Source organism: Paenibacillus sp. JJ1722 (genome assembly GCF_048282685.1).
In the GTDB taxonomy this organism is placed as follows: Bacteria; Bacillota; Bacilli; order Paenibacillales; family Paenibacillaceae; genus Paenibacillus; species Paenibacillus polymyxa_B.
In genome coordinates this window covers 1,365,981-1,383,392 of record NZ_CP182500.1, presented here as the reverse complement: position 1 = coordinate 1,383,392, position 17,412 = coordinate 1,365,981, and the positions used below count along the sequence as shown (strand labels likewise).

Here is a 17,412-nt window from a genome sequence, read left to right as displayed (position 1 = left end):
TTCCGTTCCTCGTGTTCGCTGCGATTAGCTGACCTGAAACGCGGGAAATAATTCGCGTGTATGCGTATTGCTGAAAATCTGCTCAAACCGTTCAGCCCGTAGTTCCGTTGGTGTTAATTTGGTTGCAAAAATGGACTTTAGCTTGTCCAGAGCTTGCTGCATTTGTTCCAACGTTGGTTCTGTTCCGGTTGTGATCAATTGTTCGCGCAGGTTTTGCAATTCTTTGTATGGAACGACTACACCCTGCTCATACTCATCGTTATTCCAGTTCCGGTTCTGGGTTGAAACCGCAATCGCAATACAGGAGGTCACCAGACCCAAACCATCTGGTTTGCTCTCGATATCAGCATTCCGCAGCAATTCCAGAGTGGTGGGATGCTCAAAAGCAAAGGAATGAGCCGTAGAGGTGATACCAGCCATTAAATTTCTCAATACGGTTTTGGGGCCGATTTCTATAAAATGATTCACACCCTGATTCAGCATGTATTGAACGCTTCTGTGCCATTGCACAGGCCGTGCCATCTGGGACGTCAGGTTAAATAGGATATAACGACGATCCGCATAGGGTGTCGCTGTAACATTAGAGAGCACAGGCCATTGAAAACGGCCATAATCATATTTCTCCAGCTCCTCCCGAAATTTGCCCGCAGCGCTCCGCATTAAATTCGTATGGAACGGAAAGCCCACCTTGAGGCGAATCGTCTTGATTCCTCTATGGTTCAGTTCCTCTTCTGCCTTCTCCAGTGCAGGAGTATGACCCGAAATGACGAGCTGCTCAGAGGAATTATAATTCGCAATGCCGACCGATACGCCGGCTGTCGAGGCTTTCTGGCACACCTCATCCACCTCACGCTCATGACTCCCGACTACCGCCAGCATCGCTCCTGTACCGGGAGCAACAGCTTCCTGCATCAGAATGCCCCGCTGACGTACTATTTTCACCGCATCCGAAAAAGCAAGCGCTCCTGTACTGACCAATGCCGAGAATTCTCCCAGACTGTGACCCGCTACCAGAGATGGAGCAAGCTTCAATTCCTGCATCAGCACACGAAAAGCTGCGATGCTCACGGTCAAAATGGCAGGCTGGGCATTAGCGGTCAGAGTCAGCTCATCCATGGAACCTGTGAAACAAAGCGTCTTTAGATCAAACCCTAGCGCATCCTCGGCCTCTTCAAAGGTTTCTCTTGCTACTGAATATTCATCGTATAAGCTTTGACCCATGCCTACATATTGAGAGCCTTGCCCCGGGAATAAAAATCCTAATTTTTTCATCGTTCCATCCTCCTTATAGTAGGTCTGCAATCTTGTGCAGTACGTGGACATAGGCCTTCATCATCTGTTCCGCCCAAGTCTTCTTCAGTTTTCCAGCTTGATATTCGCATAGGAACCGTACCTGCTCCGCGCGCACATCCATATGAAGCACCCAGTCAAATTGTCGGGTCACCTCATGTCCCGCCGGCGTATGATTCAAAAACACACAAGGGAGAAAAGCAGATGGATTGGCGTTTCCTGTCCCATTTGGCAACATAACTGGGATCGGGTAAAGGTCGGTCTCTTTCGCTTTTTGACGATGACCAGCAACCTCTATGCACAGGGCGCTAAAATCATCATTTTCCGTCAATCGTACACGCAGCGGATACAAGCTCTCCCCTGTCAGTTGTGATGCGAGGAAAGAGGACTGTCCATGGTGTATGAACTGTTTATGTGGTAATGGGTGTCCTTCACCGATGAGCAATACCAGTTCGGACTGACCTGTCATTTGTGACAAAACATACGTATAAACGGCTAGTAACAAGTCTGTTAGGGCAAAATCCTGACTCCAGACTGCTTTCTGTAACGTGGTCAGCAGGTCCGCAGGTAAGGTAAAGGTGAACGTAGCCTGCCCTTCGGCTCCTCCATCTGTCCGCATCGCCTCATTCCACGGAATAAAAGATAGCGATTCAGCCAAGTAAAGACGCCAGTATTGCTCCTGACGCTCATATCGTTCCTGTTCCGCATCCGTCCATGCTTGTTCTCCTTGCTGCTGCTCCAGAAAACCGGAAAGTCTCGCAATCGTCGGATAGGCAAAGCAGTCTGCAACGCTGATTTTCCCTGGAAAGATTTGCTGAAGACGAACATTCATTTGAATGAGCAGAACCGAATTGCCCCCCAGCTCAAAGAAATTATCGTGAATGCCAAGCTCACTTCTGTGCAATACCTCTTCCCAAATTTGGCTGACCTGCATTTCCACCTCTGTAGCAGGTGCTGTATACTCCACTCCAAGAAGAGGACGACTATGATCCGGCTTGGGCAGCATTCGACGGTTTACTTTTCCGTTCGGCGTTAAGGGCATCTCCGACAAGGTAATAAAATGCGAGGGAACCATATATTCTGGCAGTCGGGCAAGCAAATGATTACGTAGCTCACTCACTGATAAAGTCTGCTGGCCTACCCAATAGGCACAAAGGGAGTGGTTCTCCTGTTCATCTGATCGGTCCTGTACCACCACAGCTTCCCGAATGGCAGGATGAGCCAGCAGCGCCTGTTCAATTTCCCCCAGTTCCACCCGATAGCCACGGACCTTGATCTGATCATCCATCCGGCCCAACACTTCAATCTCGCCGTTATGCAGCCACCGTGCCAAATCTCCGGTCTTAAACATTCGCTCACCGGACCGGAACGGATTGGCTTTGAACTTCTCGGATGTTAGCTCAGGGCGCTTGTCATAACCGGATGCAAGTCCCTTGCCTCCAATCCAGAGATCACCCGCTACAAGATCCGGTACAGGCTGGAGCTGCCCATCCAGAATATATACTTGTGTATTCGCTATCGGCGTACCTACTGTCACCCGCTCGTGCTGGGTAAGCTCCTGCACAGTTGACCAGACTGTAGTTTCGGTTGGGCCGTACATATTAAAAATACGCGCAGTGGTCATCTCCTGCGTCTGACGAAGCAATGGTTCTGGTAAAGCCTCGCCTCCCACCATCACGACCTGCAACGTGCGCATACTCTCTTTTGCTTCCGGGTGCATAAGCAAAAGCTGAAGCCGCGAGGGTGTCATTTGCAGCAAGTGCGGACCTGTTCGGCAAATGGCTTCCAACAGCAGTTCAGCATTCGCCTGCTCTTCTCCCGTAGATAACACTACCCGTAGCCCCTTCGCCAAAGGCAGTAGCGTTTCCAATACAAAAATATCAAATGCAGCAGTAGTTACCGAGAAGAAGGTCTGACCTTCAAGAAACGGAATTCGCTCGGTAATCCCGTAGATCAGGTTAACGATGGCTTCCTGACGGATCATCACGCCTTTTGGATGTCCGGTCGAGCCTGAGGTGAAAATCATATACGCCAAATCATGGGGTCTCGGCTGTGTGATCTCCAGCCTTTTTCCATCCTGAAGGTATATACTCTCGTCATTCAACGAAATGACTTCGCCTCTAAAATCCAGTCCATCCAGCAGTGTGTCCCGACTAATCAGCCATTGCGCTTCACTCTCTTCCAGCATGTAGGAAATACGCGCCGCAGGATAGTCGGGGTCGATCGGCAAATAGGCAGCACCTGCCTTTAAAATGCCGAGCATCGCCGTCAGCAAATCTACCGACCGTTCCAGCAGCAAGGCAACCACCGTATTCACGTCCGCACCTTTGCTGCGCAATGTTCTCGCCACCCGATTGGACAGGACATCCAGCTCGCCATAGGTCAAACACTGGCTCCCACATTCTACCGCTATGGCGTCCGGCATCCGTGCAGCCTGTTCTTCGAACAGGTGATGCATCAGCTTGTCAGCCGGAAACGCAAGCTCAGTCGCATTGCGGTCGACAAGGATGCGTGATTGCTCCGCAGGAGTCAGCAGGCTGGCAGCATACAGGGGGCGGTCTGGCTGCGAAGTCAGTTGGGCCACCAGCTCTATGAAATGCTGCGCCATCTGGCGAACCGTATGCTCGCGGAACAGTTCCGTGCTGTATTCAAAGGTACAATGCAGCCCATTACGGCTAATATTACTTGCACCTTTCTCAGTCGGCATCTCAACCACGGTCAGCATCAAATCAAATGAAGCAAAAGAATTTTCCAACGGATAAGGCTTCACCTGTAAACCCGGCACTTCCCTGCTGCCATCCATAAAATTTTGCAGCCGAAACATCGTGTCAAACAGCGGATTACGACTCAAATCCCGCTGGAGATGCAAGCGATTGACGAGCATATCAAAGGGGTAATCCTGATGCTCAAACGCATTCAACGCATTGTCTTTGACCTCGTCCAGAAACTGTCGGAAGGTCTTCTCCTGTACGGGAGCATTTCGTAACGTAAGTGTATTTACGAACATACCGAGCATCCGCTCCAGCTGAACATGCGATCTTCCGGCTACTGGCGTACCCACCACGATGTCCTCCTGCCCACTGTAGCGTGACAAGAATACATTGTATGCTGCAAGCAAAACCATGAATAACGTGGCACAACTATCCGTTGCCAGCTTCCGCAAACTTGTTGCACAGTCTGACGACAGACTAAATTCCAGCGAGCCCCCGGCAAAGCTCCGTTGTCTTGGTCTTGGATAATCTCCCGGCAGATTCAGAAGTGGAATTTCCTTTCCAGTGTGCTGTTCGTCGAACATCTTCAGCCAGAACGCTTCCTGTTCTTTCAGATGTTCCCCGCTGAGCTGTGTATGCTGCCAGGCGGCAAAGTCTTTATACTGAATGTGCAATTTTTCCAGAGTGCTTCCTTCCATTAGGGAGATAAACTCATCAATAAGCACTGTCGCAGAAATTCCATCAAAAATAATATGATGCACGTCCAGCAGCAGAACATGGCTCTGCTCCGCTAATCGAACCAGCATTACCCGTAAAAGCGGTGGCTGTTGCAAATCAAAAGGACGCAAAAATGATTGCTGAATCTGCGGCATATCGGCCGCCGTCCCTTCGGTATATTCCATTTTCCAAGCTACATCCGAATGAATCTGCTGTACTACCTCATCCTCCAGTAGGGTAAAGCCCGTTCGAAATACTTCATGCCGGAGCAGTAATGTTCGAAACAGACGTTCAAGCTGCTCTCGTTGGACACTGCCTTCCAAATGCCATGCAGTGAACACGTGATTGCTCAGGCTTTCTCCTTCCAATTGATGCAAAACAAATAATCGTCTTTGAGCGGCGGAAACTGGGTAATACTCCTGCTCAGGCAACGGTTCGATAGAAGCTGCATGAACAGAGGTCTTTTGACGAAGCAAATCTGCCAGCTCACGAATGGTTTGATGATCAAAGAGTTCTTTGAACGTCACTTTCACCTGCAAGCGTTCCTGAATCCGGTAAATCATTTTTGCCATCTTGAGTGAATGTCCACCCAACGCAAAAAAGGGGTCCTGTACACCCACTTGCGCTATATCCAAAATTTCTGCCCAAATAGTCGATAGCTCCTGCTCCATACCGTCCCTTGGAGGTACATATTCTGTTCCTGCAAGACTTCTTCCCTCAGGTTTTGGCATATGTTTACGGTCGATTTTACCGTGTGGGGTCAAAGGCATGGCTTCGAGCGGGACCAACAGACCGGGAACCATATAGTCGGGAAGCCGTTCTTTTAGATGTTGGCGTACCCCTTCTGACGTCATTTCTGGCGACTGTAATGTGTAATAGCCGATCAGCCCGGTTAATCCCGTTTCCTCCACATGTGCAATCACCGCTGCCTCACGAATAGATGGAAGACTGACCAGCGCCTGCTCAACTTCCTTCATTTCGACGCGAAATCCCCGCACCTGAACCTGATCGTCCTTTCGCCCAAGATACTGAAATTGCCCGTCCGGGGTCTGACAGCCTAAGTCTCCCGTTCGATAAAGCCTTTCTCCAGTCAACGGATGCGTAGTGAAGGCTCTGGCTGTCAAATCCGGCTTGGCCCAATATCCGCTCGCCAGTCCTGTCCCGCCGATACAAATTTCGCCTTGCACTTGGAATCCGGCAAGCTGTCCATCCTGATCCAGCACATACACATGAGTATTCGCAATCGGCAGCCCCAGAGGAATACGTAATGTTCCTGCATCCGGCTTGTGCTGAATGATATGCTGGGTCGCATAGATGGCCGATTCGGTCATGCCGTATAGATTGGCGATTTTCGCTGTGCGAAAAAGAGTGTACCATTCCTGCACGATATTCACCGGAAGCGCTTCGCCCCCGTTAAAAATCCACTTTAGATCAGGCAATGGATGAGATTCCCCCGCATTTCGTACAGCACTTAGGAAAACATTCATGAGCGCAGGAACAAATTGAGTAACCGTCACTTTTTCCCGCTCCATAAATGGGTATAGCTGTGCAGGGTCTTTGACGATATCCGCAGGTACAATCGTTAATTTGGCTCCCTCCATCAGCGGCCAGAACCATTCCCACACCGAGTCTGTAAAGCTGGTAGACGTCTTCTGCGCGATGACATCGTCTGCTCCCAGAGCAAAGGTATCCTGCAACCAAAATAACGTATTCAGCACAGCCTTATGGGTCATCATCACCCCTTTGGGCTGTCCCGTGGAGCCAGATGTGTACATGATATACGCCAGGTCTTTTTCATTAGGAATATTTTGCAGACTCAGATCATCCGTAGACATCCCTTGTGCTTTAACAGGAATAAAATAAGACTCATCCCCTCGCATCTCCCGCAGTCTAACGATCCACTCCGACTCTCCCCATACCGTTTCATCCAGACAAATGACAGTTTTAATACAGTCTGGCAAATGATCTAACGTCCGCCCGAAATAACGTGAATTCGTAACAAGCACGCGGCACGAACTGTCGTCAAGCATATATTGGATTCGGGATTGCGGATAATCAGGATCAATCGGTACATAGGCACCACCAGCCTTCATAATCCCTAAAATAGCGGTAAGCAATGGGACATTCCTATCCCCCATAATGGCAACCAGCGAGTTCGGACGAACTCCATAGCGACTGAAAAGCTGTCCCAATTGGTTGGAGCGAAGGTGCAGCTCCTTATAGGTGACAGCCATGTCGCCGTCCAGAACCCCCACTGCATCAGGGGTACGGAGCGTCTGCTCCTGAATACGAGACGTAATTGTGACTCCAGCCGGATAAACCTTCTGCGTATCATTAACACGATGGATGACCGCGCGTTCCTCTACCCCCATGTAATCCATTTTCCACACAGACTGCTCCGGGTCCTGAATGGCACCCGCAATAATGTTACGGAAATACGCTCCGATCCTGGACATCGTTAAGGCTGTAAACAAATCTGTTCCATAGCTAAGCGATATGACCAATTCGTCATTTACGGATTCCACAATTACGGTCAAGTCAAACTCGTTCGCGTCGGCACCATTTCCCAGCTTGATTCTTTCCATCGGGATTCCCCCGAAGTTCTCCTCATTTTTGGAGCCGGCTGCAAAATTAATTAGAACGTCAAACAGTGGGGCACGATTTAGGCGGCGCGGACGGTTCAATACCTGCAATAGCTTGTCAAAAGGATAGTCCTGATGGGCGTATGCTCCTGCGCACTCATCTTTAACTTGTTGTAACAATCGGGAAAAAGAAACGTCTCGGGAAAGTCGATTCCGCAGCACGAGAGTATTCACAAAAAAACCCATCAGGTTTCGAACCTGCTTTTGATTCCGTCCCGCCACAGGAGTACCCATAATAATGTCCTCTTGCTGAGTAAGCCGGGCTAATAACACATTCAGACTGGCAACGATCGACATGAACATGGTGGTTCCGTACGTGCGGTTCAACCGCTCCAAGCCCGCGCATAATTCCGCATCCAGAATGACCTTTTCCACCGCCGCCGGAGCATTTCGGATGGTCGGACGCGGAAAATCCAAAGGCAATTGAAGACTTGGCAATTCACCATCCAATCGGGATTTCCAGTATTGCTCCTGCGAGCTTAGTTTTCCAGTAAGCACCTGCTGATTTTGCCAATGTGCATAATCAATATACTGGATCGGCAATTCTGGCAAATGGGGGCTTGTTCCTTGCTCCAACGCCTGATAAATATGAAACAGTTCTTGAAAAAACAGATCCATAGACCAACCATCTTCAATGATGTGGTGCATACAAATATGAAAAACATAGTCGTTTGCCGCCAGCATGTAGATCTGTGCCCGCCATAATGGACTCTGCTCCAGATCAAAAGGCTGATTCATCACAGTCTGTATTTCTTTTTGTACCTCTGCCCACGCTGTTTCTTCCCCTGTATCCGATACATCCACAACAGGCACGTTTAAGGTCAATTGCTCCAGCACCACTTGCTTCGGTACACCTTCGACCACCGTGAACACTGTACGAAGGATAAAATGTCTTTCAACGATGGTATGGAGGGCCTGCTGTAAATACGCGGTATTCACAGCTTGTCTGATTCGAACGGCTACCGACTGATTTAAGGCGCTGCTCTGAGCGTCCAGCTGGGACTGAACCCAGAACCGTTTCTGCCCATGAGACAGATCATAGGTCTGCTTCTCTCCCATGTGTAAACCTCCATCTGTACATTATTCGAGGATATGCTACTGCTTTTCGTATAACGTTTCATTGCACCAGACATACCGGGTTCCGTTCCATTCGGTTGCAGAACGTACATCCGGGAAAAAGCCGCTGCCGAGCAGATTGGCGCTAGTATTGCACAGCACTGGAATACCGCTCAAATTCTCGTACGCATGCAGCAATTCATAGATCAGCGGATTATCCTCCCGACTCACCGTCTGCAGGCGTGCCGTTCCATCGAGATGACGGATCGCAGGAATGCGTTCCACCCATTCATCACGCAACATATGATCAAAAAGCATATACGGATCACGTGTTCCCGGTGAAAAAATAGCAGGTGCATGCTCCTCCATACAAATCGGTGAGACCGGACGATAGTCTTCCCGCTGCTTGATGGCATTCAGGCGGTCTTTCATATCCGGTTGAACGGCAGCTGCCAGTATACTCCGGTTGCCCAAAGCACGTGGTCCCAGTTCCGCCCGATCATGCAGCACCACGACAGGTTCATCTGTCGTATGCAGCAGCTCCGCGAGCTGTGCTACCGTACAAGCACGTGATTCCCAACCTTCTGCTGGCTCATTTTGAATGACCATGGGTCCGCTGTACACAGACCAATTCAAATGAGGATGACCTGTCTGATGAATCATTTCACAACAGGCAGCACCAATAGCCGAACCTGTATCATTGGTAAACGGAGAAACAAACACATCGTCAAATAATCCGCTTTCCCGAATCGCACTGTTCCATTTGATATTCAGAGAACAGCCTCCTATAAAGCAAAAGTTTCGTGTTTTCCGTCCATGCTTGGTCACACTCGCCTCCAGCGAGGTTACGAGAAGCTGCTCCAAATACTGATGGAAAGACGCCATGGCGTCTGCATGCGGAATATGATGCTCATCTACATATCGCTTGATTTCCTGGGAAAAGGTCCAGTTAAACTCCAGCGAGGGTGAAAAATGCCGTGCATACGTTAATTCAAACTGTTCGAGCAGCTCTGGACGTACCTGTCCCTTGGCAATGTAGGCCATGACCTTGCCCGCTACCGAAAGATCATCCACACGTGGTCCTTGCCCTCCGCGCAGAAATGGCTCAAAGTGCAGCGAAAACAGTGAATAAATGTTGCCAATGTACATGAAGAGAGGACCCAGATTTTCTAATTTTCCGTTCGCTGGATCAAAGTAATAAAAACGCGGATACATGCCGCCATCGTACACAAGCGCGTAAGACGGCTCCTTGGTCACCGCATAAGGACTTGCACAATAGGTGCTGGCGATATGTGTGGTTGAATGCATATAGCTGGTATAGTCGTAGGTTCTTCCGCCAATGGCAAGACCACTGCCCGAATAGGCTTGGAGCGCGTCGGCTGATAGCGATACTTCGCGGTAAGGTGCAACCGTGAGAGACAGCTCCTGTCCATGGGAACGCGTGTCCACCTTGCTTTCCTTCAATCCGGCCCAGCCGTCGATGACAAACCGATCCACATCTGCCGAGGTATAGCCATGCAGGTTAAGCACTTCCTCGACAAAATCCAAATCAGGAATTTCGCTGTAGCGTTTGTTGTTATTGAATTTTTCAACCTCGTAGCTGAAAATAAGCTTGTTATCCTCAATCAAGGCCACACTACCATCATGCGTTAATTTCAGTCCGCAGAATAACATGTTCCTTCACTCCTCACCTGTTAGCCCAACACAAAGCCGCTTTATTGTTCAGCCTCAGCAAAATGACGTGGTAATACCGGAATGATATCGGATTCCTCGAAATCGACACGATTGGATTCATCTATCCAGCTTCCCAGCCCGGCCACCGTTGGCTCCTGAAAAAAGACCTGAATCGGTACATCTATGGCCAGCTGGTCTTTAATTTTAGCAATGACACTCATCAGCATCAGCGAATCTCCATTTTCAAAAAAGTCCTGGTGTATGCTAATTTCCTCATGCCCCAGTACCTCGCCCCAAATCTGACCTAGCTGCCGTTCTGTTTTCGAATACGCATCTCCATCACGGCCGATCAAGGTCACTTGAATGTGAGAGTTCATGTGCACTCCAGTGTCCGTAGCCTCCGACTTGGGCTGTAGCGTACGAAACAGCTCTTCCTCGAAGGAGACAAATTTAGCACCCAGCTTCACATTTCGCTGGATCATATCGTTCAGTGCCTCATTAGAGGTAATGAACTGCTTCAGCTCTTGATAGGACTCCAGCAGATGACTGTAGGCTTCAGACTCTTGATCGTTGTGTCCCTGCGCTTGCTCTGTAATTTCCTTTGTTAAGTCTGGGGAAAAGCGAACCTTGAGCAGCGTCAACACTTGAGCCAGCTCCTGGCTGCGAATGTTGGCAATGACCGTTTGGGTCAGTTTATATTGCAAAAGCCGATCAAACAGCTTGCCATAGTCCTCCGACGAAATCGGCTGAGATAACATCCGTTGATCCATCAGCTCGTCCGATGTAGCCCCCATCTCCAGATGCGACCAGTTGATCGCCATCATCTCCATGCCACGACGGCTCTGATAGTGGGCATACTGATCCAGAAATGCATTTGCAGCAGCGTAGCTACCCAAGCCTACACCTCCCAGCTGCGAAGCCACTGACGAGAAAAGAATCCAGAAGTCCAGCGTCTGATCCTTAGTCACCTCGTTTAACACCCATGTTCCTATTACCTTGGCTCCCATGGTTCGCTGGAACCCCGCTGCATCCATCTGCTCCAGACGAATTTCCTCCAAATGCATCGCGGCATTCATGACCCCATGAATCGGGCCATAACGTGCATGTACATCATCCACGACCTTCTTCATTGCATCCAGATCCGTGATATCTGCCGCATAGTAGCTCACCTCGGAGCCGAGCTTTTCAATCTCCAACAGTCCACGGATTTTCTTCGTAATTTCAGAGGTATCCAGCCCCGCAGCTGGTTCCTGCCAGCTTTCCCGGTCCGGAAGCACAGTACGGTTCACCAGCACGAGCTTAACCTTCGCCTGCCGGGCAAGATAGCGGCAGGTTTCCAGTCCAACTGAACCGGCTCCCCCGGCAATCAGATAGACGCCACCCTCACGGATTGTAATCTTCCGATGTGGATGAGCTGTAAGCTGCATCCGTTCCAGCTGCTGCGTATACCGCTGACCGCTTCGCCATGCTGAACTTTGATCTGCTTCGTCCCGATCCAATTCCAGCATGATTTCCTGAGCAATGTCGGAATTGTCGCGTCCGATCGTTTCTACATCCATACAGCTACAACGATGCTGACTATATTCCTGCGAGATGACCTTCATCAATCCCCACAGAGGCGCTTTTTCCGGGAACACATATGTATCCTCCGCTACGACCAGCTGTGCGTAGTTCGAGACGACTTTGATTTCCAACAGGCGATGAATCGAGCTTGCCTGAACAGCCTTCATCAAATAAAAAAGACTTAAAGCCCCTTGCTCCTGACTTTCATTCAAATCATCGAGTTGTCGCATGCGACTGCGAATTTCGGTGCAGGTCCACAAGTGGACGATACCGGAAAGCTCTGCTCCCCCTCGCGTCTCAACCTCGGTCACGGCTGCAAGCAGCCTGTTATAATCCTCCGCATAGCCGGGACGAATCTGATAATGGCTCGGATCTATGGCAGCATAATCAGATGCAGCCTCTACGATAATAGGTGTGAGTCCTTGATCCTTCATAAACTCGCTTAGTGAAGCAGCTACGCCTTCTTCATCCGCCAGAATAAGCCATGACTTGCTGGTAACCGACCGTTCTTGGGAGGCAGAAGCCGTCAACGGACTGGCTACCCAATTCAGTTCATAGAACCACTGGTCAACCTGCTTCTCCGGTACCGATCTCAAGGCTGGGGAATCTGCTACACGCTCCATCGCATGCTCCGGGATATAATTCACCCAATGTCGTTTGCCTGCAAATGGATATACAGGTAAAGTAACACGATGTCTTTGATCCAAATCATGCAGAGCTGTCCAATTGATCTCGCTACCTTGCATATATTCATCCACAACCCGATCTAGGCTGGTGTCAGGCTGTACCTTGAAGCTTTTCTCCTCACGGGTCGTTAGGCGGGTATAATATATCCCCTCTCCCGCTAAAGCTGGACGTGCAGCTTCATCTGCATTTGCAAAACGCTCCAGCCCTTCCTTCAATTCTTCAAGACTTGTAGCTACAATCGCAAGCCGATAAGCATAGTGCCCCCGTCCCTGATTGCTTGTAAAACAAATATCTGGCAGCGCATGAGCGGTGCGATCCAAAAACGTACGATAACGGTCAACCAAAGCATCAAAGGAAGCTTTACTCTTGGCAGACAACGTAAATACATACGGTACGTTTTCTCCACTGGCGGACTGGCTCTGCTCGTCCTGCTCATATTCCTCCAATATGACATGACAGTTAGTTCCTGCTAGACCAAAAGCACTTACTCCTGCCCGCCGTAGCACTCCTGCCTCCGTCTCCCATGGAACCAGCTCTGTATTCACATACACAGGCGATTCAATGAAATTAATGTGCGGATTCGGCTCGTTAAAATGGAGGGTTGCCGGAATCTCCTTCTTTTGCAATAACAGCACTGTTTTGATCAGACCTGCAATACCGGCTGCGGTGTCCAGATGACCTATGTTCGTTTTCACCGCGCCCAAGGCACAAAAATGCCGCTTGTCCGTGTAGCTGCGGAAGGCGTTGGTAATGCCTTCAATCTCAATCGGATCGCCTAGGCGGGTTCCTGTACCGTGAGCCTCAATATAGGTTACCGTTTCCGGGGAGATGCCCGCATTTCGCCAAGCTTCCTTCATCAGCTCCGTCTGAGCCAAGGCACTTGGCGCGGTAATTCCATTTGATTTTCCGTCCGAATTCATGGAGCTGCCTTTAATGACAGCGTAGATATGATCCCGATCCTTTTTAGCCTTTTCCAGCGTCTTCAGTACGATGACCCCGAATCCCTCGCCCCATACCGTCCCATTCGCTGCGGCATCGAAGGTGCGCGCAACAGAGTCGGGAGAAGCAATGCCGATATCGACCAGCCCTTCATCTACAGGAAACAGGGTCAGGTTCAGCCCGCCGGCTACAGCCATGTCACAATCGCCAGTAATCAGTCCTTTGACCGCATGATGCACAGCAGCCAAAGATGCCGAGCAGGCGGTATCAATCAGATGGCTGCCGCTGGCGAGATTCAGCAAGTAGGCCACCCGACTGGCTACGACTGAAATGGTATTGCCGGGTAAGGCATACGGTTCCATGTTCTGAATCAGTTGCAAGTAATCGGCATCCGTATCCCCTACGTATACCCCGGTTCGTGAGCCGTACAATTCCTTTTCGGCATAGCCGGCATCCTCCAGTGCTTCCCAGGTAACTTCAAGGAAAATGCGCTGCAAAGGGTCCATACACCGGGCTTCTGCGGGAGTAATGTTAAAATATTCTGCATCAAAACGATCAATATGGTCCAAATATGCTCCTCTGCGATACTTGATCTCCGGCGCATATCGTTTACCTTTAAAATAGTCCCGAATAGGCTGGTCCACGTCTGCCTTGCGGCTTTCTGGGAAGTCCCTCACGGCATCCATGCCGTTCACGAGATTATCCCAAAACTCATCTGTTCCATTTGCGCCCGGAAAACGACAGGCCATCCCAACCACGGCAATATCATCAACCTTCACCGTTTTGGCCTCATTTTCGAATAGCTCTTTTAGCATCGGCAGAGCTTCTATCTTGGAGAGATGTTTTGCGGCAACCTGAGCTAGCAAATAATTCTGAACCCGTTTCATATGTTATCCCTCCTTCAGATGGTCCAGCGCCCGTATAGACTCGCTTACATCCAGTGAGCCATCTTCAATTTGATCCAGCAGGCTCATAAGATCCTGATCCAGCTGTTCGTCATCCTTCGACTGATTTTCAAAGTGATTCATATACGCCGCAATCGTAGGATAGGAAAACAGCTCGGCTACTGTTGCCTCACTGCCCAGTGCGTGCTTCATCTTTCGATGAAGCCGAACAATCGAGATGGAATTGCCGCCGATTTCAAAAAAGCTGTCATGGATGCCGACGTCCTCCGGGCTTATATTTAAAATTCCGGCCCAGATTTTCGTCAGCATATGCTCTCTTTCATTGCGAGGCGCCACATATGCGGTTGAACGATGAACTCGGCCCTCCGGCTGTGGCAGATTTTTGCGATCAATCTTCCCGTTCGGAGTTAACGGCATCTCCAGCAGTTCCATGAAAAATCCCGGAATCATATACTCAGGTAATATTTCACGCAGGTGTGTTGTCAGATCATCCACTTCGAGCCCTTTTTCCAGCGAAGTAAAATAACATAAGAGATTGGTTACACCAAACTCATCCGTTTGGGCAATCACAGCGGTTTCCTTGATCCCTGGAAAAACGGATACGGCCCGCTCCACTTCTTTGAGTTCTACGCGATACCCCCGCACCTGTACCTGATCATCCTTGCGGCCGCTATACTCTAGAATGCCATCCGGCCGTAACAGGCCCAAATCACCTGTACGATATAGCCTTTCTCCTGTTTTGGGATGCTGAGTAAAAGCCTTGGCAGTTGCCTCTGCCTTATTCCAGTACCCCTCCGTCAGACCAATCCCGCCGATGCATATTTCGCCTTTGACCTCAAAGGGGCACAACTGCCCCTCCTTGTCCAAAATATAAACATGCGTGTTCGCAAGGGGCCTTCCCAACGGAATGCTCAATTCTCCCTCTGCCGGAGATGCGTCAATCAGGTAACAGGTTGCATAAATAGCCGACTCGGTCATACCGTAAATGTTGGCAATCTTGGCTTGCTGGAATGTGCTGTACCAGTCCCGCACCCCATTGACGAGCAAGGCTTCGCCTCCATTGAATACCCATTTAAGTTCCGGTAGCGGATGATCCGTCTCTTCGGTCGGAACCGCATCCAGAAAGAGACTCATCTGGGCCGGAACGAACTGGGTAATGGTAATCTTGTCATCCCGGAGCTGTTCATATAGCCGTTGAGGATCTTTGACCGTATCCGAGCTGAATATAGACAGCTTGGCTCCGTATATCAGAGGCCAGAAGAATTCCCATACCGAATCGGTAAAACTGGCAGAAGTCTTCTGCGCAATCACATCTTCTGCGGTCAAACAAAAGGTGTCCTGCAACCAAAAGAGCGTATTCAGCACAGCTTTATGCGTCATCATGACTCCTTTGGGATCTCCCGTAGAGCCTGAGGTGTAAATCAAATACGCAAGATCATTTTCACCGGCAGGACACGCCCATGAGCCCTGCTCCTGGCGCTCCCAATCCGACCGCTGATACACCGTCAGACGATCTGCTCGCATCTTCGTTTCGTCAAGACAAACAACCGTCGTCATGCTCTCCGGCAAATCTCCCAGCATCGTTTGCAGCTTGGCAGACTCGGTGATCAGCACACCGCAAGCACTGTCGCGCAGCATATATTGAATCCGCTTTTTCGGGTAGTCCGGGTCAATAGGCACGTAGGCTGCACCTGCTTTTAATACGCCGAAAACAGCCACTAAAAGCTCAATTCCCCGTTCCGCTACCACTGCTACCCGCTGGTTAGGCCGCACACCTGCTGCGTGCAGCAGGCGGGCCATTCGGTTCGCTTGTTCCTCCAATTGGGCATACGTAATGGAGGAGCCGTATTCATAAATAGCGGTTTGCTGTGGTGTGATTGCGACCTGACGGGCAAACAAATCAGGAATCGTAACATAATCGTCATAAAGTTTTGCAGTCTGATTCATCTCCGCAATGACGCGTTCCTCTTCTGCCGATAGAATTTCAAATGCATCAAAATCCAGATCCATAGGGTCTACTCCCGAACCGGAATTGCAGCAGATACAGCCGATTGACCTACCAAGCTGTTTGTGAAAAAGTCCACTAAGCGATCTATGCCTTCGTTGTATCGCGTTGTAGAGTAGGACAGGCGCAGCATTTTCGGCAATCCAAAATCAGAACCTGGCACAGTCGCCACTTGTTTGGCTCTCATAATTTGTTCAGCCAGCTCCAAACTCGTTTCGATGCCGTGCTCGTCCATGTACTTTTCACAATCGAGTGTGAAGTAAAAGCTACCTTGTGCAGGGATAGCACGTACGAGCGGAACCTCATTGAATCGCTCCACCGTATAATCCCGTCTTGCTTTATACAGGCTGACCAGCTGCTCAATCTCTTCGGGATGTGCCAATGCTTCCAGTGCGCCAAATTGCACGACAGGGTCGGCTGTCAGCAATGTATGATGCTGTATGACCGTGAGCGGTGTGACTAGCTCGTCAGGAACGATACAGTAGCCCACGCGCCGACTGTACATCCGGTACCCTTTGGAGAAAGCATTCGTTGTAATAAAGGCTGATTTGGTATCCTTCAGCTCCAGTACCGAAGTGCTTCGTTCATCAAAGCAAACATTGGCATAAATCTCATCATTAATGACCACTGCCTGACCGTTGATAATTTCATCAATGGCATACAGCTCGTCTTTCGTTAAGATGTTGCCTAGCGGATTACCAGGCGAATTAATGACTACAATTCTGGTTTTATCCGTGAAATTTTCCTTAAAGGAATCCAGATCCAGTGCCAACGTCTCCAAATTGATATCATAGTAGCGAACATTCGCCCCTACCAATTGGGCGCAAAAATGATACAGAGAATAGTACGGACGCGGTAAAAGAACCTCATCCCCCTCTTTTGCCAGCAAATAAAACAGATTTCGGAATAAGGCGCTGGTGCCTACATTAATCAGGATATTGTTAGGGTTAATGTCCAGATCATATGTTTTCTTGTATTCCTCCGCGAGCGCTTCCTTTAATTCCGGCAAGCCCGGCGGAAATACAAGCGAGCTTTTTTCAAAGGTGTCCAACGCATCCTTCATCGACTGAATGATATCCTCATGCAAAGGTAGCTCGGATTTTCCCAAGGTCATTCGAATGACCTCTTTGGAGCCGTTTTTCTCAAATTCATAAGCCATTTGATCCAGAACGAACATTAAAAACCGATTGTCATAAAATTCAATAGATGATCTTAATTCCATT

At 49.6% G+C, this 17,412-nt stretch carries 6 protein-coding genes; all 6 read right to left on the bottom strand.

Annotated elements, in window-relative coordinates:
• Nucleotides 1-24 precede the first annotated feature (24 nt).
• From fabD to ACM1ND_RS06120, 6 genes are read right to left on the bottom strand one after another with little or no spacing between them, the layout of a single operon-like run.
• The gene (fabD, locus tag ACM1ND_RS06145) at nucleotides 25-1,272 is read right to left on the bottom strand and encodes an ACP S-malonyltransferase (protein ID WP_418027289.1); all 1,248 of its coding nucleotides are present in this window, start codon (nucleotides 1,270-1,272) and stop codon (nucleotides 25-27) included.
• Between the two features lie 13 nt (nucleotides 1,273-1,285).
• A complete protein-coding gene (locus ACM1ND_RS06140) occupies nucleotides 1,286-8,419 on the bottom strand; it encodes an amino acid adenylation domain-containing protein (RefSeq protein WP_418027287.1) in 7,134 nt (2,377 codons plus the stop codon).
• Nucleotides 8,420-8,455: 36 nt separating this feature from the next.
• A complete protein-coding gene (locus ACM1ND_RS06135; RefSeq protein ID WP_338533343.1) occupies nucleotides 8,456-10,090 on the bottom strand; it encodes a carbamoyltransferase N-terminal domain-containing protein in 1,635 nt (544 codons plus the stop codon).
• Between the two features lie 41 nt (nucleotides 10,091-10,131).
• Nucleotides 10,132-14,166, bottom strand: coding sequence for an SDR family NAD(P)-dependent oxidoreductase (locus ACM1ND_RS06130; RefSeq protein WP_418027285.1), 4,035 nt, complete (start codon nucleotides 14,164-14,166; stop codon nucleotides 10,132-10,134).
• 3 nt (nucleotides 14,167-14,169) lie between these two features.
• Nucleotides 14,170-16,194, bottom strand: a complete 2,025-nt coding sequence (locus tag ACM1ND_RS06125) for a non-ribosomal peptide synthetase (protein ID WP_418027283.1) — start codon at nucleotides 16,192-16,194, stop codon at nucleotides 14,170-14,172.
• A gap of 5 nt (nucleotides 16,195-16,199) precedes the next feature.
• On the bottom strand, nucleotides 16,200-17,411 hold the full coding sequence (locus ACM1ND_RS06120; RefSeq protein ID WP_028543127.1) for a pyridoxal phosphate-dependent aminotransferase: 1,212 nt from the start codon (nucleotides 17,409-17,411) through the stop codon (nucleotides 16,200-16,202).
• Nucleotide 17,412 lies beyond the last annotated feature (1 nt).

What these genes read in the sequence shown, in the direction of transcription:
- fabD (WP_418027289.1), bottom strand. Translation starts at nt 1,272, where the DNA reads ATGAAAAAATTAGGATTTTTATTCCCGGGGCAAGGCTCTCAATATGTA.
- ACM1ND_RS06140 (WP_418027287.1), bottom strand. Translation starts at nt 8,419, where the DNA reads ATGGGAGAGAAGCAGACCTATGATCTGTCTCATGGGCAGAAACGGTTC.
- ACM1ND_RS06135 (WP_338533343.1), bottom strand. Translation starts at nt 10,090, where the DNA reads ATGTTATTCTGCGGACTGAAATTAACGCATGATGGTAGTGTGGCCTTG.
- ACM1ND_RS06130 (WP_418027285.1), bottom strand. Translation starts at nt 14,166, where the DNA reads ATGAAACGGGTTCAGAATTATTTGCTAGCTCAGGTTGCCGCAAAACAT.
- ACM1ND_RS06125 (WP_418027283.1), bottom strand. Translation starts at nt 16,194, where the DNA reads ATGGATCTGGATTTTGATGCATTTGAAATTCTATCGGCAGAAGAGGAA.
- ACM1ND_RS06120 (WP_028543127.1), bottom strand. Translation starts at nt 17,411, where the DNA reads ATGGAATTAAGATCATCTATTGAATTTTATGACAATCGGTTTTTAATG.